Consider the following 19,047-nt stretch of genomic DNA (forward strand, 5'->3'; position numbering starts at 1 on the left):
GTGGACGAGTCGGTGCAGATCTATAACAACGAGCGGCCTCATCTGTCGCTGAAATACAAAACGCCCGATGCGGTGCATCGGGCGTTTTGAGGCTGAAACAGGTGTAAACCTATTTCAGGACTAGACATTCACCACCTTCAAACGATGTAGGAGCGAGCTTGCTCGCGATGGTCGTGAACGATGACGCGGGCTGGAGCGCATTCACCGGACGTTTTTCGCGAGCAGGCTCGCTCCTACAGGATGGGGTTCAGTCGATGTACTCAAACAACTTCACAATCTTCTGCACGCCGGAAACACCTTGCACCAGGTTGGTCGCCTGCGCAGCTTCCTGTTTGGTCAGTAGGCCCAGCATGTAGACAATGCCGTTTTCAGTGACGATCTTGATGCGCGAACCGGGGATGTTGGCATCGGCGAGCATCTGGGCCTTGATCTTGGAGGTCAACCAGGTGTCGTTCTGACGGGCCAGGAAACTGGAGGGTGGCAGGATCTGCAGTTCGTTGTGCACCTGCTTCACGCGCTGGACCGCGGCAGCGGCCTGTTCGGCCTTGGCCTTGAGGTCTGCGCGTGGCGTTTGCCCGGCGAGCAGCACGACGCCGTTGAAGCTGGTGACGACGATGTGCGAGTCCTTATCAAGGGCCGGGTCGGCCTTGGCGATGTTCACGCCAACCTTGGTGTCGATCAGGGAGTCGTCGATCTTGCTGCCCAGTGTGCGGGTGCCGCGGTCATCTTCAATCGGTGCTTCACGGCTGGCAGTCACCACCGAGGTGCAGCCACTGATGCCGAGGCACAGGGTCAAGGCCAGTAGGCCAAGGCGATTAGGGGTCATTCTTCACTCCCGAACAATTGGCTGTCGATCAAGTCGCAAAGGCAATGGATCGCCAGCAGGTGGACTTCTTGAATACGAGCGGTGACGTTGGCCGGTACGCGAATCTCGACGTCCTCGGGCAACAGCAGCGACGCCATGCCGCCGCCATCACGTCCCGTCAATGCTACGACAATCATTTCGCGATCATGTGCGGCCTGGATCGCTTGAATTATGTTGGCCGAGTTGCCGCTGGTGGAGATAGCCAGCAACACATCGCCCGGTTGGCCGAGTGCGCGGATCTGCTTGGAGAAGATTTCGTTGTAGCTGTAGTCGTTGGCGATCGAGGTGATCGTCGAGCTGTCGGTCGTCAGGGCGATGGCCGGCAGGCTCGGGCGCTCGCGCTCAAAGCGATTGAGCAGCTCGGATGAGAAGTGCTGGGCGTCGCCGGCAGAGCCGCCGTTACCACAGGAAAGCATTTTTCCTTCGTTGAGCAGGGCGTTGACCATGACCTGGCTGGCTTGCTCGATGTGCGGTGCAAGTACTTCCATCGCCTGTTGCTTGGTGTCGATACTGGCCTGAAAAAGCTGGCGAATTCGGGATTGCATGTCCATCTGTGTGACCTTAAGTGGCGCGGCTGTTCGGCACATGAATGTGCAGCCCGCAAAGCAAAGAGCAAAAGTGTTCGGTGATAGTGTCCGGTTCGCACTGCCGGCGATCAACCGTCGAAGGCATTCTGTAGCCAGTTCAACTGATCGAGGTGGCTGTCGATGGCAATCACGTCGAAGCGGCAAGGGGAATTGGCCCAGCGCGACTCGCGCTGAAGAAAATATTGCGCGGCGAAAATCAGTTTTTGCCGTTTGCGCTCATCGATGCTGTCGAGCGCGCCACCCCATTGAGTGTTTTTTCTGTAGCGGACTTCAACGAATACTACTGTATCGCCATCTAGCATGACCAGATCAAGCTCGCCGCGTTTGCACGACCAGTTCTGCGCCAGCAGGCGCAGACCCTGTTGTTGAAGATGCTCGAGCGCATGGCGCTCGGCATCCATGCCGCTTTGCTGGCGTGACCTGTCAGGCATCAGCGAGTGGTATCCGGCAGGCGCTGGACCTGGCCATTGGCGAACTCGGCCCATGGCAACTGGCGTACGACCCGCTGGCTCTGAGACATGCCAAGGCTGCCCGATTCACCGTTGATGCGGCTGTCCGGCAGAGACTTGAGTTGGCCCAGGCGCGGTGCCAGGCGATAAGCGTCCACACCCATGGCATACAGGCGCCCCAGGCTGCCAGCGGCTTGAGGCCACTGGGCGGTGACCTGGCGGCGCAGCGGGTCGTTGGCGTCCAGCAACCATGGCGTCTCGCAGAAGCGGATGCCATTCATGTCGTTGTACTGGTTGACGTCGCCGCTGGCGCTGAACACGTGAGAGGTGGCGTAGACCGGCACATCGCCTGCGTACTGGAAGTTCAGGGTCGGTTTGATCTGCTGGGCCTGTTGTGGTGTTGCCGCGAGGAAGATGAACTCGATGTCCTGGCGGCGCGATGGCTGGGCAGCGACTTGCGAGCCAACGGTGCTTTGCAGGCTCTTGGCGCGACCTTCGCTCTGACGCAGCTGGAACATGTCGGCAATCTGCTGGGCCAACTGGACCGGCTGATCGACGCGTTCGGTGGCGACGATGGTGCCGCCATTGGCTTGCCAGTCCTGGCTGAATGCCTTGAGTACGCGGTCGCCCCATTCACCTTTCGGCACCATGATGGCTGCGCGGTGCAGGCCATCGGCGCGAGCGCGGCGCGACACTTCACGGGCTTCATCTTCAGCGGCAAGACCGAACTGGAACAATTGCGCCGGACCCTGATCGCCTTCGCTGTAGTTCAGCGCGAGTGTGGTGATCGGCAATTGCGGGCGAGCGCTCAGCTGTTTGACCAGCGGCTTCTCCAGTGGGCCGACGACCAGTTGCACGCCATCGGCCTGGGCCTTGCGGTAGAACTCGTCCATGGAGGTCAGGCGCGAGCTGTCATAGAACTCGATGGCGGGTGGTTTCTGCCCGGCCTGTTGTGCCTGGTAGTGAGCAGCCATGAAGCCGTCGCGCAGTGCTTTGCCGACCGAGGCCAAAGGACCGTCCTGAGGCAGCAGCAAGGCGATCTTGTTCAGGGGCTGGCTGGCCAGTTCCTTGAGTTGGGTCAGTGGCTGCGGCAATTGAATGGCTGCCGGGTGTTTCGGATTCCGCGTGCGCCAGTTGTCGATGGCGGCTTGTTGCTGCTCCAGGGTGCCGGCGGATTTCACGGCCAGCGCGAGGGCCATCCAGCCGCCGAGATCGTCGGTGGTGTTCGGTTGCAATTGCTCGGTCGGCAGCGAAGCGATCAGGGTCCAGATGGCTTCGTGATTTTTGCTGGCTGCTTCACCTTTGAGCATCGGTGCGATGAAAATGCGCTCCCGAGCAGCAGCGAGGGTCTGGCCGTCGGCTTCAAGGGCACGGGCGTGAACGGTGCCGGTGCGGACCTGCTGCTCTTCGGGCAGCTCGCTCAAGCGTTGCATGCTCGGATGGCTCAAGGCCGTCAGCGCGGCCTTGGGCTGGTTGCGGGTCATGGCCAGTTCAGCCGCCAGGGTGTTGGCGAAAATCTGTTGGCCCGGCTTGAGCTGCTCGGTCGGAACCTGTTGCAGGATTTGCGCGGACTGGCCGGCATTGCCCTGGTGATAGGCCAGGTCGGCAGCACTCAAGCGCAGCAAGGCGGCGTCTTCCGGCGATTTGCTTTGGGAGGCCTTCTCAAGCAGTTGCTCGATACTGGCATCCGGTGTCCGTGGAAGTTCGCCAAGGCTGGAGGAGGGCGAGCTGGCGCAAGCCGCCAGCAAGGCAGCGAGGCAGAGGGCAGATAACAGCCGCAGGCAAGCGATCATGTAAGCGTTCCTGATACTCGATCAAATTAGCGTGGAATTGTACCCAAGCACTGGCCGGGGCGCGATGTTACTGGTGTGAATCGATCAATTTAGCTGGTGTAAATGTTGCACCAGCGCACAAACAGACGCCGAGGCCTCCTTTGGTTGCGCGTATCGTGAGCCTCGCTACGCGCTACAATGGCGACTTTTACCGATCATGAGGTGTGCGCTTTGACTGCTCCAGGTGCTTTGAATTCCGCTGCTGGCTCGCTTTATGTGGTGGCGACGCCCATCGGCAACCTGGATGACATCAGTGCGCGGGCGCTGAAGATCCTGCGTGAAGTGGCCTTGATTGCCGCGGAAGACACCCGCCATTCCCAGCGCCTGATGCAGCACTTCGGCATTGCGACGCCATTGGCGGCCTGCCATGAGCACAACGAGCGGGATGAAGGTAGCCGCTTTATCACTCGCCTGCTTGCCGGTGACGACGTGGCGTTGATCTCCGACGCCGGGACGCCGCTGATTTCCGATCCGGGTTATCACCTGGTCCGGCAGGCTCGGGCTGCAGGCATCAATGTGGTGCCGGTTCCAGGTGCCTGCGCGTTGATTGCAGCGTTGTCGGCGGCGGGTCTGCCTTCCGACCGATTCATTTTCGAAGGTTTCCTCCCGGCCAAGGCGGTGGGGCGGCGGGCGCGTCTCGAACAGGTAAAGGAAGAGCCGCGCACCTTGATCTTCTACGAGGCTCCGCATCGCATCCTTGAATGCCTGCAAGACATGGAGCTGGTGTTCGGTCCCGAGCGTCCGGCGCTGCTTGCCCGTGAGTTGACCAAGACGTTTGAAACGCTCAAGGGCCTGCCACTGGCTGAGCTACGCGAGTTTGTCGAGTCGGACAGCAATCAGCAGCGCGGCGAGTGCGTGGTGTTGGTGGCGGGCTGGTCTGCGCCCGAGGAGGAGGGCGCCGTCAGCAGCGAGGCGATGCGCATCCTCAACCTGTTGCTCGAAGAAATGCCGCTCAAGCGAGCGGCGGCTTTGGCGGCACAAATCACCGGCGAACGAAAGAATGTGCTGTACCAGATCGCGCTGGATCAGCAGAAGGGCGAGTAAAACCCGACGCGCAGGCGTGCTCTATGGCGCTTGGTGCTTGTTCTTCGGGCGCTCTGCCGGTAACCTTCGCGGCGGAGAGTCGATCGGACAGTCGCTGCCCCCTATGAAAATTAGGGGGGGGAGGAAAGTCCGGGCTCCATAGGGCGAAGTGCCAGGTAACGCCTGGGAGGCGCGAGCCTACGGAAAGTGCCACAGAAAATAACCGCCTAAGCGCTTCGGCGCCGGTAAGGGTGAAAAGGTGCGGTAAGAGCGCACCGCACGTCTGGCAACAGTTCGTGGCTAGGTAAACCCCACTTGGAGCAAGACCAAATAGGGTCCCAAGGCGTGGCCCGCGCTGGGACCGGGTAGGTTGCTAAAGATGTCCAGTGATGGCCATCGTAGACGAATGACTGTTCAAGACAGAACCCGGCTTACAGATCGACTCTCCACCTTTTTTCTCCTCTGCTTAAATCATTGGGCAGAGTGTTGGTGATAGCAATTTTCTCCAGGCACAAACGTCAGGAGAAGCGGTTTTGTGATATCGATTAGCCCGCGCTTGTAGTGATCGCATAAACTCCACGAAGCACCGGTTTCCCTCCTTACACAATCGTCAGCAGAACCTCTTTTGTAATACCAAAAAAATCTTACTCTTAATAAAACACTTTAACTTCCGAACGCAGCCTTCTGTGCTGATTCAAGTTATCGGGTGGATTCATCTGTCGGATTTTCGTTGCCTCTCCGTTAATGCTCCTAAATCTCAGTTCTGTAAGGATTTTCCTTTAATCCGCGCCTTGACGGTGTGGTGGGGGCATTCCTATAGTGTGCGTAAGTGGCGGAAAGTGGCATGAAGTGGGTTTTTTGAACTCAAAACGCTAGAATTTGGAGAGACGCTGACGTGTTTCGCGGAGCCAACGCTATCAGTCTCGATGCAAAGGGCCGTCTCGCAATGCCGAGTCGGTACCGTGACGAGCTCGATTCGCGGAGTTCCGGGCAGTTGATCGTCACGATTGATGCCGTTGATCCATGTTTGTGTGTTTACCCCCTCGATGAGTGGGAAATTATTGAAACCAAACTGCGCGCACTGCCTTCGCTTCGCGAAGAGAACCGTCGCCTGCAACGTTTACTGATTGGTAATGCCGTCGACCTCGAGCTCGATGGCAGTGGTCGTTTTCTGGTTCCGCCGCGTCTTCGTGAATATGCCAGGTTGGATAAGCGCGCGATGTTGGTAGGCCAACTGAACAAGTTCCAATTGTGGGACGAGGATGCCTGGAACGCGGTTTCTGCCGCTGACCTGGCTGCCATTCAACAACCGGGCGCTATGCCTGATGAACTGCGTGATTTGATCCTGTGACTATTGATAGCGGCTTTAACCACATCACCGTACTGCTTGACGAAGCCGTCGAGGCTCTCGCCGTACGTCCTGATGGCTGCTATCTGGACGGCACGTTCGGACGCGGCGGACACAGCCGGTTGATTCTCAGCCAGCTCGGTCCCGATGGTCGGTTGCTCGGATTCGATAAAGATCCACAAGCGATTGCCACCGGGCAAACGCTAGCGGCCGAAGACGGCCGCTTTGTCGTTGTGCAGCGCAGCTTTGCCGAGCTCGGTTCGGAGGTCGCCGAACGCGGTCTGGCCGGCAAGGTCAGTGGCGTTCTGCTGGATCTGGGCGTGTCTTCGCCACAGCTCGACGATCCTGAGCGCGGTTTCAGCTTCCTCAATGATGGTCCGCTGGACATGCGCATGGATCCGTCCCGTGGCATCAGCGCCGCCGAGTTCGTCAACACCGCGCCCGTGGAAGAAATCGCCCGGGTGTTCAAGGAATACGGCGAGGAGCGTTTCTCCGGTCGCATGGCCCGAGCAGTGGCCGAGCGCCGCGACATCAAGCCATTCGAGCGCACCGGTGACCTGGCAGAAGTCCTGAAGGTCGCCAATCCGGCGTGGGAAAAGGGCAAGAACCCTGCAACCCGTGCGTTCCAGGGCTTGCGTATTCACGTCAACAACGAACTGGGTGATCTGGAAGCCGGCCTCGAAGCCGCCCTGGAGTGCCTGGAAGTGGGCGGTCGTCTGGTCGTCATCAGCTTCCATTCGCTGGAAGACCGCATCGTCAAACTGTTCATGCGCAAGCTGGTGAAAGGCGAAGCCGACAACCTGCCGCGCAACCTCCCGGTTCGGCATGTCGCCTTCGAACCGAAAATCAAAGTCCATGGCAAAGCGCAGACGGCCTCCGACGCCGAACTCAAAGCCAACCCACGTTCCCGTAGTGCTGTCATGCGTGTGGCGGAGAAGCTGCGGTGAGCAAGCTTTTCGCCAAGCCATTGCCCGGCGGAAGCTTCTTCATGCTGCTGCTGTTTGTCGGCGTGCTCATTTCGGCCATTGGCGTGTCCTACAGCGCCCACTGGAACCGTCAGCTATTGAATTCGCTGTACAACGAATTGAGCGTGCGCGACAAGGCGCAAGCCGAGTGGGGCCGGTTGATTCTGGAGCAGAGCACCTGGACCGCCCACAGCCGTATCGAAGTGCTGGCCACCGAACAACTGAAAATGCACATTCCCGGTGCCGCTGACGTGAAGATGGTGGCGCCATGATGAAGCTCGAAGGTGCACTCTTTCCTTGGCGGTTCCGCGTGGTGCTGGGTTTGCTCGGCATCATGGTGGTCGCGATTGCCTGGCGCATCATCGATTTGCAAGTAGTCGACCGTGCCTTCCTCAAAGGACAGGGCGATGCCCGCAGTGTTCGTCATATTCCGATTCCGGCCCACCGTGGTCTGATCACCGACCGTAACGGCGAGCCCTTGGCCGTGAGTACTCCGGTCACCACCCTTTGGGCCAATGCCAAGGAAATGCAAACGGCCAAAGAGAAGTGGCCAGCACTGGCGGCTGCCTTGGGACAGGACCCGAAAGCCCTGGCCGAACGTCTCGAAGCCCAGGCCAACAAGGAATTCATTTACCTGGTGCGCGGGCTGACGCCTGAGCAGGGCCAGGCCGTGCTCGACCTGAAGGTGCCAGGTGTCTACGGCATCGAAGAGTTCCGGCGGTTTTATCCTGCCGGCGAAGTCACCGCCCATATGGTCGGGTTTACCGACATCGACGATCATGGTCGTGAAGGCGTCGAACTGGCCTACGACGAATGGCTGGCCGGGGTCCCTGGCAAGCGTCAGGTGATCAAGGACCGGCGCGGCCGGCTGATCAAGGATGTCCAGGTCACCAAAAACGCCAAGGCCGGCAAGCCCTTGGCGTTGTCCATTGACCTGCGCCTGCAATACCTGGCCAACCGCGAATTGCGCAACGCGATCATCGAGAACGGCGCCAAGGCCGGCAGTCTGGTGATCATGGACGTGAAGACCGGTGAGATTCTCGCAATGGTCAACCAGCCGACCTACAACCCGAACAACCGTCGCAACCTGCAACCGGCGATGATGCGTAACCGCGCGATGATCGACGTGTTCGAGCCGGGTTCGACCATGAAAGCGATCTCGATGAGCGCCGCCATCGAAACCGGCCGCTGGAAACCGAGCGACACCGTCGAGGTGTATCCGGGCTCCTTGCAGATTGGCAAGTACACCATCAAGGACGTATCCAAGACTGAGGGCCCGGTACTCGACCTGACCGGCATTCTGATCAACTCCAGTAACGTCGGCATGAGCAAGGTTGCCTTCGACATTGGCGGCGAAACCATTTTCCGTCTCGCGCAGAAAGTCGGCCTCGGCCAGGACACCGGCCTGGGCTTCCCGGGCGAGCGCGTCGGCAACCTGCCGAACTACCGCGAGTGGCGCAAGGCAGAAACCGCCACGCTGTCCTACGGCTACGGTATCTCCGTGACCGCAATCCAGCTGGTCCACGCCTTCTCGGCCCTGGCCAACAACGGTCGCCTCGCACCACTGACTTTGATCAAGACCGACAAGGCGCCGCAAACCACCCAGGTGTTGCCGGAGGCCGTCGCGAAAACCATGCAAGGCATGCTGCAACAAGTGATCGAAGCCCCGCGCGGCGTATTCCGTGCGCAGGTGCCGGCGTATCACGTGGGCGGCAAGTCGGGTACTGCGCGTAAAACCTCGGTTGGCACCAAGGGCTACGCCGAGAACTCCTACCGGTCGCTGTTCGCCGGCTTCGGCCCGATGAGCGATCCGCGTTACGCCATCGTGGTGGTGATCGACGAGCCGACCAAGGCCGGTTACTTCGGTGGCCTGGTTTCCGCGCCGGTGTTCAGCCGCGTGATGTCGGGCACCCTGCGCCTGATGAACATTACGCCGGACAACCTGCCACCTACTCAACAAGCGAACGCAACACCGGTCGTTCCGCTGAAAGCCAATGGAGGGCGCGGCTGATGTCTCTGAGCCTGAACAAGATTTTCCCTCACGCCGGCCACGATCTGCTGATTCGCGAACTCGCCCTGGACAGCCGTAATGTGCGCGCAGGTGATTTGTTCCTGGCCGTCCCGGGCGGGAAGTTCGATGGGCGCGCTCATATTGCCGACGCCTTGCAACGCGGCGCGGCTGCGGTGGCCTATGAAGTAGAAGGCGCCACGATCCTGCCGATCACTGAAGTGCCGCTGATTCCGGTCAAGGGCCTGGCGGCTCAACTGTCGGACATCGCCGGGCGTTTTTATGGCGAGCCGAGCCATCACCTGAACCTGGTGGGCGTTACCGGCACCAACGGCAAGACCAGCGTGACGCAATTGGTCGCCCAGGCACTGGACCTGCTCGGCCAGCACTGCGGCCTGGTCGGCACACTCGGTACCGGTTTCTACGGCGCGCTGGAAAGCGGCCTGCACACCACGCCGAATCCGATTGCCGTGCAAGCGACCCTGGCGGACCTGAAGAAGGCCGGGGCCAAAGCCGTGGCGATGGAAGTGTCTTCCCATGGCCTGGACCAGGGGCGCGTGACGGCATTGGCCTTCGATGTGGCGGTGATGACTAACCTGTCCCGCGATCATCTGGATTACCACGGCACCATGCAGGTCTACGGCGAAGCCAAGGCCAAGCTGTTTGCCTGGAATGATTTGAAATGCCGCGTGGTCAACCTCGACGACGAATTTGGTCGGCAACTGGCAGCCGACAAGCGCGAGTCGCGGCTGATTACCTATAGCCTGGAAGATTCCAGCGCCTACCTGTATTGCCGTCAGGCGCAATTCGACGACGAAGGTGTGCGCGCCACGCTGGTCACGCCACAGGGCGAGCACCTCTTGCGCAGCACCTTGCTCGGTCGCTTCAACCTGAGCAATGTCCTGGCGGCGGTCGGCGCGTTGCTCGGACTGGATTACGCCCTGGACGAAATCCTCAAGGTGTTGCCAGAGCTCGAAGGCCCTGCCGGGCGCATGCAGCGTCTGGGCGGTGGCTCGCAGCCATTGGTGGTGGTCGACTACGCCCACACCCCGGATGCGCTGGAAAAAGTACTGCTGGCCCTGCGTCCACACGCCAAGGGCCGGTTGCTGTGCCTGTTCGGCTGTGGCGGCGACCGCGATCGCGGCAAGCGTCCATTGATGGCCGAAGTGGTCGAGCGCCTGGCCGATGGCGTGCTGGTGACCGATGACAATCCGCGCACTGAAGATCCATCGGTGATTTTCGATGACATCCGCGCCGGTTTCACGGCTGTGGATAAAGTGGAGTTCGTTGCCGGTCGCGGTCAGGCGATTGCCCGGTTGATCGCCAGCGCCTCGGTGGATGACGTGATTGTCCTGGCCGGTAAAGGTCACGAGGACTATCAGGAAATCAACGGCGAACGCCATGCCTTTTCCGATCTGGTCGAGGCCGATCGTGCCTTGACCGCGTGGGAGGTGGCCCATGCTTAAGGCCTTGAGGCTGAGTGAACTGACCGGCGCGCTGAATGCTCGCCTGGTGTCTGCCAATGCCAGCTTCGACGGCGTCAGTATCGACAGCCGTGCAATCAAGCCGGGTCAGCTGTTTATTGCCCTGGCCGGTCCGCGTTTTGACGGTCATGACTATCTCAATGAAGTCGCCGCCAAGGGCGCCGTGGCTGCGCTGGTCGAGCGTGAAGTCGCCGACAGCACGTTGCCGCAATTGCTGGTCAGCGACACTCGCCAGGCCCTTGGCCAGTTAGGCGCGCTGAATCGCGCCGCCTACACCCGTCCGGTCGCGGCCATTACCGGTTCCAGCGGCAAGACTACGGTCAAGGAGATGCTTGCGAGCATCCTGCGCACCCATGGTCCGGTGCTGGCCACCCGTGGGAACCTGAACAACGACCTTGGCGTTCCGCTGACCCTGCTCGAACTGGCGCCGGAACATACCGCTGCGGTGATCGAGTTGGGTGCCTCGCGCCTAGGCGAAATTGCCTACACCGTGAGCATGACCAAACCCCATGTGGCCGTTCTCAATAACGCCGGGACCGCCCACGTCGGCGAGTTCGGCGGTCCGGAAAAAATCGTCGAAGCCAAAGGCGAGATTATCGAAGGGCTGGATGCCGATGGCGTCGCCGTTCTCAATCTTGACGACAAGGCGTTCGGTATTTGGAAAGCGCGCGCCGGTGACCGCAAAGTGCTGACGTTTGCGTTGAGCAACGCCAGCGCCGATTTCCATGCCAGTGACCTGGCCACCGATGCTCGCGGCTGCCCGGCGTTCAACCTGCACAGCCCTGAAGGTGTGGCGCGCGTTCAACTGAACCTGCTCGGCACCCACAACGTCACCAATGCCATGGCCGCCGCCGCTGCCGCCCATGCCCTGGGTGTGTCGCTGTCCGGTATCGCCGCTGGCCTTGGCGCGGTGCAACCGGTCAAGGGGCGTACCGTTGCGCAATTGGCCAGCAATGGCATGCGCGTGATCGATGACACTTACAACGCCAATCCCACCTCCATGTGCGCTGCCGTTGATATACTGGCCGGCTTTTCCGGTCGCACCGTCCTGGTGCTCGGGGATATCGGCGAGTTGGGCGAATGGGCGGAGCAGGGGCACCGCGACGTGGGCGAGTACGCCCGTGGCAAGGTTTCTGCGCTGTACGCCGTCGGGCCAATGATGGCTCACGCCGTGAACGCATTCGGTCCACAGGCTTTTCACTTCAGCACGCAGGCTGAGCTGATCAAGGCCCTGGGCGCCGAACAAGACACAAACACCACCATTTTGATCAAGGGGTCGCGCAGCGCTGCGATGGAAAACGTCGTCGCCGCCTTGTGCGGGTCCAGTCTGGAGAAACATTAATGCTGCTGCTGCTAGCGGAGTATCTGCAACAGTTCTACAAAGGCTTCGCGGTCTTCCAGTACCTGACCCTGCGCGGGATTCTCGGTGTACTGACCGCGCTGGTCTTGTCGCTGTGCTATGGCCCGTGGATGATCCGCACCCTGCAGAACCGTCAGATCGGTCAGTCCGTTCGCAATGACGGCCCGCAGTCGCACCTGTCCAAGTCGGGTACCCCGACCATGGGCGGCGCACTGATTCTGTCGTCCATCGGGGTCAGCACCCTGCTTTGGGCTGACCTGAGCAACCGTTACGTCTGGGTCGTACTGTTGGTGACCCTGCTGTTCGGCGCCATCGGCTGGGTCGACGACTACCGCAAGGTCATCGAGAAAAACTCCCGCGGCCTGCCAAGCCGCTGGAAGTATTTCTGGCAGTCGGTATTCGGTCTGGGCGCAGCGATCTTTCTGTATGTGACCGCCGCCACGCCGGTGGAAACCACGCTGATCCTGCCGATGCTCAAGGACTACAGCATTCCATTGGGCGCCGGCTTCATCGTCCTGACCTATTTCGTGATTGTCGGTTCGAGCAACGCGGTCAACCTGACCGATGGCCTCGACGGCCTGGCGATCATGCCGACGGTGATGGTGGGCGGCGGCCTGGGCATTTTCTGCTACCTGTCGGGTAACGTGAAATTCGCCGAATACCTGCTGATCCCTTACGTACCGGGCGCAGGCGAGCTGATCGTGTTCTGTGGCGCACTGATCGGAGCCGGCCTGGGCTTTCTGTGGTTCAACACCTATCCGGCACAAGTCTTCATGGGCGACGTCGGCGCACTGGCGCTGGGCGCGGCCCTGGGCACCATCGCGGTGATCGTCCGTCAGGAAATCGTCCTGTTCATCATGGGCGGCGTGTTCGTGATGGAAACCCTGTCAGTGGTCATTCAGGTCGCCTCTTTCAAACTGACCGGTCGCCGCGTATTCCGCATGGCACCGATTCACCACCACTTTGAACTCAAGGGCTGGCCCGAGCCGCGCGTGATCGTCCGTTTCTGGATCATCACCGTGATTCTCGTGCTGGTCGGCCTTGCCACCCTGAAGCTGAGGTAGAAACTCGTGTCTCTGATCGCTTCTGACCACTTCCGCATCGTTGTCGGCCTCGGCAAGAGCGGCATGTCCCTGGTTCGCTTCCTGGCGAACCAGGGCGTGGCGTTTGCCGTGGCCGATACGCGGGAAAATCCACCGGAACTGGCCACGCTCAAGCGTGACTATCCGCACGTGGAAGTGCGTTGTGGCGAGCTGGACGTCGAGTTCCTGTGCCGTGCCGACGAGCTTTACGTGAGCCCCGGCCTGGCGCTGGCGACCCCGGCCCTGCAGGCCGCCGCCGCCCGTGGCGTGAAATTGTCCGGCGACATCGAACTGTTCGCGCGTAACGCGAAGGCGCCGATCGTGGCCATCAGCGGTTCCAACGCGAAAAGCACCGTGACCACCCTGGTCGGCGAGATGGCCGCTGCGGCGGGCAAGCGTGTTGCCGTTGGCGGCAACCTCGGTACGCCGGCGCTGGATCTGCTGCGCGACGACGTCGAGCTGTACGTGATGGAGTTGTCGAGTTTCCAGCTGGAAACCACCGACCAACTCAACGCCGAAGTGGCGACCGTGCTCAACATCAGCGAAGACCACATGGACCGTTACAGCGGTCTGCCGGCCTATCACCTGGCCAAGCACCGGATTTTCCGTGGCGCCAGACAGTTCGTGGTCAATCGTCAGGATGCCCTGAGTCGTCCGTTGATGGGCGAAGGGCAGCCATGCTGGACCTTCGGCCTGAGCAAACCCGACTTCAAATCCTTCGGTATCCGTGAAGAAGACGGCGAAAAATACCTGGCCTTCGAGTTCCAGAACCTGATGCCGGTGCGCGAATTGAAGATTCGCGGTGCCCATAACCAGTCCAACGCCCTGGCAGCCCTGGCCCTGGGCCATGCGGTCGGCCTGCCATTCGATGCCATGCTGTCGAGCCTGCGCACCTTCGCCGGTCTCGAACATCGCTGCCAATGGGTCCGCGATCTTGACGGCGTGGGCTACTACAACGATTCCAAGGCTACCAACGTCGGTGCCGCACTGGCGGCCATCGAAGGCCTGGGCGCGGACATCGAAGGCAAGATCGTGCTGATCGCCGGCGGCGACGGCAAGGGTGCCGAGTTCAAGGACCTGCGCGATCCGGTGGCGGCCAACTGCCGCGCCGTGGTGCTGATGGGGCGTGACTCCGACAAGATCGGTGAGGCCATCGGCGACGCCGTACCGCTGATCCGCGCCGGCTCCCTGGTCGAAGCCGTCGAGCAATGCCGCGCCGCCGCCCAGCCGGGCGACGTGGTGCTGCTGTCGCCAGCCTGCGCCAGTTTCGACATGTTCAAGAACTACGAAGACCGCGGTCACCAGTTCGTCCAAGCCGTGGAGGATCTGGCATGAGCCTGAAAGATATCATTAAGCCATACCCTTCGCCGATCATCACCGGGCGCGGTATCGACCTCGACTTCCCGATGCTCGCTGGTTGCCTGACGCTGCTCGGCCTTGGGCTGATCATGATCGCCTCGGCATCGACTGAAGTGGCGGCCGTGCAGTCAGGCAGCGCCCTGTACTACATGATTCGCCACCTTATTTACGTGGTGCTGGGCCTGGGTGCCTGCATCGTCACCATGATGATCCCGATTGCCACCTGGCAACGCCTGGGCTGGTTGATGCTACTGGGGGCGTTCGGCTTGCTGGTGATGGTGATCGTCCCGGGAATCGGTCGTGAGGTTAACGGCTCGATGCGCTGGATCGGCTTCAGTTTCTTCAACGTCCAGCCTTCCGAGATCGCCAAGGTGTTCGTGGTGATCTACCTCGCCGGTTATCTGGTGCGTCGCCAGAAAGAAGTGCGCGAAAGCTGGATGGGCTTCTTCAAACCGTTCATCGTGCTGCTGCCGATGGCGGGCCTGCTGCTGATGGAGCCGGACTTCGGTGCCACCGTGGTGATGATGGGCGCTGCCGCGGCGATGCTGTTCCTCGGCGGCGTCGGCCTGTTCCGTTTTTCCCTGATGGTGGTCTTGGCCGTCGGTGCAGTGGTGCTGTTGATTCAAATGCAGCCCTATCGAATGGCGCGTCTGACCAACTTTGCCGACCCGTGGGCCGACCAGTTCGGCGCCGGCTATCAGTTGTCCCAGGCATTGATCGCTTTCGGTCGCGGTGAATGGCTGGGCGTTGGCTTGGGCAACAGCGTGCAGAAACAGTTTTACCTGCCGGAAGCCCACACTGACTTCGTATTCTCGGTCCTGGCCGAAGAACTGGGCGCGGTGGGTTCACTGTGCACAGTGGCATTGTTCGTCTTCGTGTGTATTCGTGGCATGTACATCGGACTATGGGCTGAAAAGGCCAAGCAGTTTTTTGCTGCTTATGTCGCCTACGGTCTGTCGTTCCTGTGGATTGGTCAATTCCTGATCAATATCGGCGTGAACGTGGGCCTGCTTCCGACCAAGGGACTGACCCTGCCGTTCCTCAGTTATGGCGGTAGTTCGTTGGTGATCTGCTGTGCCTGTCTCGGCTTGTTGCTGCGCATTGAGTGGGAAAGTCGAACCCACCTGGGCAGTGAAGAGATGGAGTTCCATGAGAGCGACTTCGCCGAGGAGCCGCACCATGGGCGCTAACGTCATGATCATGGCCGGCGGCACCGGTGGCCACGTGTTCCCGGCGCTGGCCTGTGCCCGCGAATTCCAGGCGCGCGGCTATACCGTGCACTGGCTCGGCACCCCGCGTGGCATCGAGAACGATCTGGTGCCGGCGGCCGGTATCGAGTTGCACCGGATCAATGCCAGCGGGCTGCGCGGCAAGGGCAAGCTGTCCCTGCTCAAGGCACCGTTCATGTTGCTCAAGTCGGTCTGGCAGGCGCGGGCGATCATTCGTCGGCTGCGGCCGGTCTGCGTGGTCGGCTTTGGAGGTTATGTGACCGGTCCTGGTGGCGTTGCAGCCAAACTGGCCGGCGTGCCGGTGATTGTTCACGAACAGAACGCCGTGGCCGGTACCGCCAATCGGTTGCTGGTGCCGTTGGCCGCCCGGGTCTGTGAAGCGTTCCCCGACACCTTTACCCTGTCGAGCAGCCGCCGGACCACCGGTAATCCGGTGCGCACCGAGCTGTTCCTCGAGACATCGCGACCTGCCCTGGCTGGTCGCAAGGCGCGTTTGCTGATCCTGGGCGGAAGCCTGGGCGCAGAACCGTTGAACAAGTTGCTGCCTGAAGCCCTGTCGCAAGTCGCTGCCGATTTGCGTCCGGAAGTGTTCCATCAGGCCGGCAAAAACCACGATGAAGTGACTGCAGAGCGCTATCGCGCGGCTGGCGTCGAGGCGCAGGTGCAGCCCTTCATCAAAGACATGGCCCAAGCCTACAGCTGGGCCGACCTGGTGGTATGTCGCGCAGGCGCGCTGACCATCAGTGAACTGGCCGCCGCCGGTCTGCCCTCGATGCTGGTGCCTTTGCCTCATGCCATCGACGATCACCAGACCCGCAACGCCGAATATTTGGCCCGTGAAGGCGCAGCCTTCCTGATGCCGCAAAGAACGACTGGCGCAGCGGATCTTGCCGCTCGCCTGACAGAGGTCCTGATGCAACCACAACGACTCAATGAAATGGCTACCGCGGCGCGCCGCCTGGCCAAACCCGATGCCACCCGTAACGTGGTCGACAGCTGCCTGGAGGTGGCCCATGGTTGAGAGTCAGAAAGCCATGCCGCAACCGGAAATGCGCCGTATCCGTCGCATCCACTTCGTCGGGATCGGCGGCGTGGGCATGTGCGGGATTGCCGAAGTGTTGTTGAACCTGGGCTATGAAGTGTCCGGTTCCGACCTGAAGGCTTCGCCGGTGACCGAGCGTCTGGAGTCCTTTGGGGCGCAGATCTTCATCGGCCACCGCGCCGAGAACGCCGCTGCTGCCGATGTGCTGGTGGTGTCGAGCGCCGTGAACACGTCCAACCCGGAAGTCGCGACCGCACTGGAGCGCCGCATTCCGGTGGTGCCGCGCGCAGAGATGCTGGCTGAGCTGATGCGTTATCGCCACGGCATCGCCGTTGCCGGTACCCACGGCAAAACCACGACCACCAGCCTGATCGCTTCGGTGTTCGCCGCCGGTGGCCTGGACCCGACGTTCGTGATCGGTGGCCGCCTGAATGCCGCGGGCACCAATGCCCAGCTCGGCACCAGCCGCTACCTGATCGCCGAGGCCGACGAAAGCGATGCGAGCTTCCTGCACTTGCAGCCGCTGGTGGCCGTGGTCACCAACATCGACGCCGATCACATGGCGACCTACGACGGTGACTTCAACAAACTGAAGAAAACCTTCGTCGAATTCCTCCATAACCTGCCGTTTTACGGTCTGGCTGTGGTGTGCCTGGACGATCCGGTGGTGCGTGAAATCCTCCCGCAGGTCAAGCGTCCGACCGTTACCTACGGCTTCGGCGAAGACTGCGACGTGCGTGCCATCAATGTGCGCCAGCAAGGCATGCAGACCTTCTTCACCGTACTGCGTCCCGACCGCGAGCCACTGGATGTTTCGGTGAACATGCCGGGCAACCACAACGTATTGAACGCCCTTGCGACCATCTGCATTGCCACCGACGAAGGCGTCAGCGATGAAGCCATCGTCCAGGGCCTGTCCGGGTTCCAGGGTGTCGGCCGACGCTTCCAGGTCTACGGCGAACTGCCGGTAGACGGCGGCAATGTGATGCTGGTCGACGACTATGGTCACCACCCGACCGAAGTCGCGGCCGTGATCAAGGCCGTGCGCGGTGGCTGGCCGGAGCGCCGCCTGGTGATGGTCTACCAGCCGCACCGTTACAGCCGCACCCGTGACCTGTACGACGATTTCGTCAATGTGCTGGCCGACGCCAACGTACTGCTGCTGATGGAAGTCTACCCGGCCGGCGAAGAGCCGATTCCGGGCGCCGACAGCCGCAAGCTGTGCAACAGCATCCGTCAGCGTGGCCAGCTCGACCCGATCTACATCGAGCGTGGTGTCGACCTTGCGCCAGTGGTCAAGCCGCTGCTGCGCGCCGGCGACATCCTGCTGTGCCAGGGCGCCGGCGATATCGGCGGTCTCGCACCAAAACTGTTGAAAAGCGAGTTGTTCGCAGGTGCCATTGCCGCGCCGGAGAAGGGGAAGTTGAAATGACTGCTGTCTACGCCAACCTGGTCTCCACGATCGCACCGAAAGACTTCGGCCGCGTCGCCGTGCTGTTCGGCGGCAAGAGTGCCGAGCGTGAGGTCTCCCTGAAATCGGGTAACGCCGTTCTGGACGCATTGCTAAGCGCCGGTGTGGACGCATTCGGCCTCGACGTGGGCGATGACCTGCTGCAGCGCCTGCTCGACGAAAAGATCGACCGCGCCTTCATTATCCTCCACGGCCGTGGCGGTGAAGACGGCAGCATACAGGGCCTGCTCGAATGCCTGGGCATTCCGTACACCGGCAGCGGCATCCTGGCTTCGGCCCTGGCCATGGACAAACTGCGCACCAAGCAGGTCTGGCACAGCCTGGGCATTCCGACCCCACGTCACGCGGTACTGAGCAGCGAAGCCGATTGTATTTCGGCGGCGACGGAACTGGGCTTCCCTTTGATCGTCAAACCGGCCCATGAAGGTTCAAGTATCGGTATGGCCAAAGTGAGCTCCGCGTCCGAATTGATCGACGCATGGAAAGCGGCCAGTACCTACGATTCGCAAGTGCTGGTCGAGCAATGGATTCACGGTCCGGAGTTCACCATCGCCACCCTGCGTGACCAGGTGTTGCCACCAATTGCCCTGGGCACGACGCACAGCTTCTACGACTACGACGCCAAGTACATCGCCAACGATACCCAGTACCGCATTCCGTGCGGTCTGGACAGCGCCAAGGAAAAGGAACTCATGGACCTCACGGCGAAAGCCTGTGAAGCGCTGGGTATCGCCGGTTGGGGCAGGGCAGACGTGATGCAGGACGCCGAAGGGCAGTTCTGGTTCCTGGAAGTCAACACCGCACCGGGCATGACCGATCACAGCCTGGTGCCGATGGCGGCCCGTGCCGCCGGTCTGGATTTCCAGCAACTGGTTCTGGCCATTCTGGCCGAGAGCGTTGCCGGCAACACTGCCGGTAACCAAGAGTCGACGAGAGGTTAAGG

18 protein-coding genes and 1 other RNA gene are annotated in these 19,047 nt (G+C 61.1%); 15 read left to right on the plus strand and 4 right to left on the minus strand.

The window, feature by feature from the left end; translation table 11 throughout:
- Positions 1-90: integrase core domain-containing protein (locus tag KGA83_RS09865; protein WP_146615305.1), on the plus strand; the 90-nt coding region annotated here is incomplete at its 5' end.
- A 157-nt stretch (positions 91-247) separates the two neighbouring features.
- Here the strand turns inward: KGA83_RS09865 and KGA83_RS09870 are convergent.
- The 4 genes from KGA83_RS09870 to KGA83_RS09885 form a co-directional block, all read right to left on the minus strand.
- The gene (locus tag KGA83_RS09870) at positions 248-826 is read right to left on the minus strand and encodes a BON domain-containing protein (protein WP_108214909.1); all 579 of its coding nucleotides are present in this window, start codon (positions 824-826) and stop codon (positions 248-250) included.
- Positions 823-1,416 (minus strand): phosphoheptose isomerase, encoded by a 594-nt coding sequence (locus KGA83_RS09875; RefSeq protein WP_007972584.1) that lies wholly within the window; start codon positions 1,414-1,416, stop codon positions 823-825. The genes KGA83_RS09870 and KGA83_RS09875 overlap by 4 nt, the downstream gene beginning before the upstream one ends.
- A gap of 104 nt (positions 1,417-1,520) precedes the next feature.
- On the minus strand, positions 1,521-1,883 hold the full coding sequence (locus KGA83_RS09880) for a YraN family protein (RefSeq protein WP_108214910.1): 363 nt from the start codon (positions 1,881-1,883) through the stop codon (positions 1,521-1,523).
- Entirely contained in the window at positions 1,883-3,694 is a 1,812-nt protein-coding gene (locus KGA83_RS09885) for a penicillin-binding protein activator (protein WP_108214911.1), read from the minus strand. Before KGA83_RS09885 ends, KGA83_RS09880 begins: the two co-directional genes overlap by 1 nt.
- A 177-nt stretch (positions 3,695-3,871) precedes the next feature.
- On the opposite strand from KGA83_RS09885, the gene rsmI reads away from it, so the two are divergent.
- From rsmI to KGA83_RS09955, 14 genes are all read left to right on the plus strand, one after another.
- Complete coding sequence (gene rsmI, locus KGA83_RS09890; protein ID WP_177413212.1) at positions 3,872-4,777, plus strand: 16S rRNA (cytidine(1402)-2'-O)-methyltransferase; 906 nt, start codon at positions 3,872-3,874, stop codon at positions 4,775-4,777.
- 75 nt (positions 4,778-4,852) lie between these two features.
- An RNA gene (gene rnpB, locus KGA83_RS09895) (RNase P RNA component class A) lies at positions 4,853-5,206 on the plus strand.
- A gap of 445 nt (positions 5,207-5,651) precedes the next feature.
- Positions 5,652-6,107 carry a division/cell wall cluster transcriptional repressor MraZ gene (mraZ, locus tag KGA83_RS09900; RefSeq protein ID WP_090286131.1) on the plus strand — a complete coding sequence of 152 codons (456 nt, stop codon included), beginning with the start codon at positions 5,652-5,654 and terminating at the stop codon, positions 6,105-6,107.
- Positions 6,104-7,051, plus strand: coding sequence for a 16S rRNA (cytosine(1402)-N(4))-methyltransferase RsmH (gene rsmH / locus KGA83_RS09905; RefSeq protein ID WP_411741905.1), 948 nt, complete (start codon positions 6,104-6,106; stop codon positions 7,049-7,051). Before mraZ ends, rsmH begins: the two co-directional genes overlap by 4 nt.
- A complete protein-coding gene (gene ftsL / locus KGA83_RS09910) occupies positions 7,048-7,341 on the plus strand; it encodes a cell division protein FtsL (protein ID WP_057398001.1) in 294 nt (97 codons plus the stop codon). The genes rsmH and ftsL overlap by 4 nt, the downstream gene beginning before the upstream one ends.
- Entirely contained in the window at positions 7,341-9,080 is a 1,740-nt protein-coding gene (locus tag KGA83_RS09915) for a peptidoglycan D,D-transpeptidase FtsI family protein (RefSeq protein WP_177413221.1), read from the plus strand. The genes ftsL and KGA83_RS09915 overlap by 1 nt, the downstream gene beginning before the upstream one ends.
- Positions 9,080-10,543: a UDP-N-acetylmuramoyl-L-alanyl-D-glutamate--2,6-diaminopimelate ligase gene (locus KGA83_RS09920; RefSeq protein WP_223529608.1), complete on the plus strand. Its 1,464-nt coding sequence runs from the start codon at positions 9,080-9,082 to the stop codon at positions 10,541-10,543. The genes KGA83_RS09915 and KGA83_RS09920 overlap by 1 nt, the downstream gene beginning before the upstream one ends.
- On the plus strand, positions 10,536-11,903 hold the full coding sequence (locus KGA83_RS09925) for a UDP-N-acetylmuramoyl-tripeptide--D-alanyl-D-alanine ligase (protein ID WP_223529610.1): 1,368 nt from the start codon (positions 10,536-10,538) through the stop codon (positions 11,901-11,903). The genes KGA83_RS09920 and KGA83_RS09925 overlap by 8 nt, the downstream gene beginning before the upstream one ends.
- Complete coding sequence (mraY, locus tag KGA83_RS09930) at positions 11,903-12,985, plus strand: phospho-N-acetylmuramoyl-pentapeptide-transferase (protein ID WP_108214916.1); 1,083 nt, start codon at positions 11,903-11,905, stop codon at positions 12,983-12,985. The genes KGA83_RS09925 and mraY overlap by 1 nt, the downstream gene beginning before the upstream one ends.
- Positions 12,986-12,991: 6 nt before the next feature.
- The gene (gene murD / locus KGA83_RS09935) at positions 12,992-14,338 is read left to right on the plus strand and encodes a UDP-N-acetylmuramoyl-L-alanine--D-glutamate ligase (RefSeq protein ID WP_108214917.1); all 1,347 of its coding nucleotides are present in this window, start codon (positions 12,992-12,994) and stop codon (positions 14,336-14,338) included.
- A complete protein-coding gene (gene ftsW, locus KGA83_RS09940; protein ID WP_108214918.1) occupies positions 14,335-15,552 on the plus strand; it encodes a putative lipid II flippase FtsW in 1,218 nt (405 codons plus the stop codon). The genes murD and ftsW overlap by 4 nt, the downstream gene beginning before the upstream one ends.
- Positions 15,542-16,612 carry an undecaprenyldiphospho-muramoylpentapeptide beta-N-acetylglucosaminyltransferase gene (gene murG / locus KGA83_RS09945; protein ID WP_108214919.1) on the plus strand — a complete coding sequence of 357 codons (1,071 nt, stop codon included), beginning with the start codon at positions 15,542-15,544 and terminating at the stop codon, positions 16,610-16,612. Before ftsW ends, murG begins: the two co-directional genes overlap by 11 nt.
- The gene (murC, locus tag KGA83_RS09950) at positions 16,605-18,065 is read left to right on the plus strand and encodes a UDP-N-acetylmuramate--L-alanine ligase (RefSeq protein ID WP_223529612.1); all 1,461 of its coding nucleotides are present in this window, start codon (positions 16,605-16,607) and stop codon (positions 18,063-18,065) included. Before murG ends, murC begins: the two co-directional genes overlap by 8 nt.
- A complete protein-coding gene (locus tag KGA83_RS09955; RefSeq protein ID WP_223529614.1) occupies positions 18,062-19,045 on the plus strand; it encodes a D-alanine--D-alanine ligase in 984 nt (327 codons plus the stop codon). The genes murC and KGA83_RS09955 overlap by 4 nt, the downstream gene beginning before the upstream one ends.
- The last annotated feature ends 2 nt before the right edge of the window (positions 19,046-19,047 follow it).

Source organism: Pseudomonas sp. GL-R-19, assembly GCF_019956375.1.
Classification (GTDB): Bacteria; Pseudomonadota; Gammaproteobacteria; order Pseudomonadales; family Pseudomonadaceae; genus Aquipseudomonas.

What these genes read in the sequence shown, in the direction of transcription:
- KGA83_RS09870 (WP_108214909.1), bottom strand. Translation starts at nt 826, where the DNA reads ATGACCCCTAATCGCCTTGGCCTACTGGCCTTGACCCTGTGCCTCGGC.
- KGA83_RS09875 (WP_007972584.1), bottom strand. Translation starts at nt 1,416, where the DNA reads ATGGACATGCAATCCCGAATTCGCCAGCTTTTTCAGGCCAGTATCGAC.
- KGA83_RS09880 (WP_108214910.1), bottom strand. Translation starts at nt 1,883, where the DNA reads ATGCCTGACAGGTCACGCCAGCAAAGCGGCATGGATGCCGAGCGCCAT.
- KGA83_RS09885 (WP_108214911.1), bottom strand. Translation starts at nt 3,694, where the DNA reads ATGATCGCTTGCCTGCGGCTGTTATCTGCCCTCTGCCTCGCTGCCTTG.
- rsmI (WP_177413212.1), top strand. Translation starts at nt 3,872, where the DNA reads ATGGCGACTTTTACCGATCATGAGGTGTGCGCTTTGACTGCTCCAGGT.
- KGA83_RS09915 (WP_177413221.1), top strand. Translation starts at nt 7,341, where the DNA reads ATGAAGCTCGAAGGTGCACTCTTTCCTTGGCGGTTCCGCGTGGTGCTG.
- KGA83_RS09920 (WP_223529608.1), top strand. Translation starts at nt 9,080, where the DNA reads ATGTCTCTGAGCCTGAACAAGATTTTCCCTCACGCCGGCCACGATCTG.
- KGA83_RS09925 (WP_223529610.1), top strand. Translation starts at nt 10,536, where the DNA reads ATGCTTAAGGCCTTGAGGCTGAGTGAACTGACCGGCGCGCTGAATGCT.
- mraY (WP_108214916.1), top strand. Translation starts at nt 11,903, where the DNA reads ATGCTGCTGCTGCTAGCGGAGTATCTGCAACAGTTCTACAAAGGCTTC.
- ftsW (WP_108214918.1), top strand. Translation starts at nt 14,335, where the DNA reads ATGAGCCTGAAAGATATCATTAAGCCATACCCTTCGCCGATCATCACC.
- murG (WP_108214919.1), top strand. Translation starts at nt 15,542, where the DNA reads ATGGGCGCTAACGTCATGATCATGGCCGGCGGCACCGGTGGCCACGTG.
- murC (WP_223529612.1), top strand. Translation starts at nt 16,605, where the DNA reads ATGGTTGAGAGTCAGAAAGCCATGCCGCAACCGGAAATGCGCCGTATC.
- KGA83_RS09955 (WP_223529614.1), top strand. Translation starts at nt 18,062, where the DNA reads ATGACTGCTGTCTACGCCAACCTGGTCTCCACGATCGCACCGAAAGAC.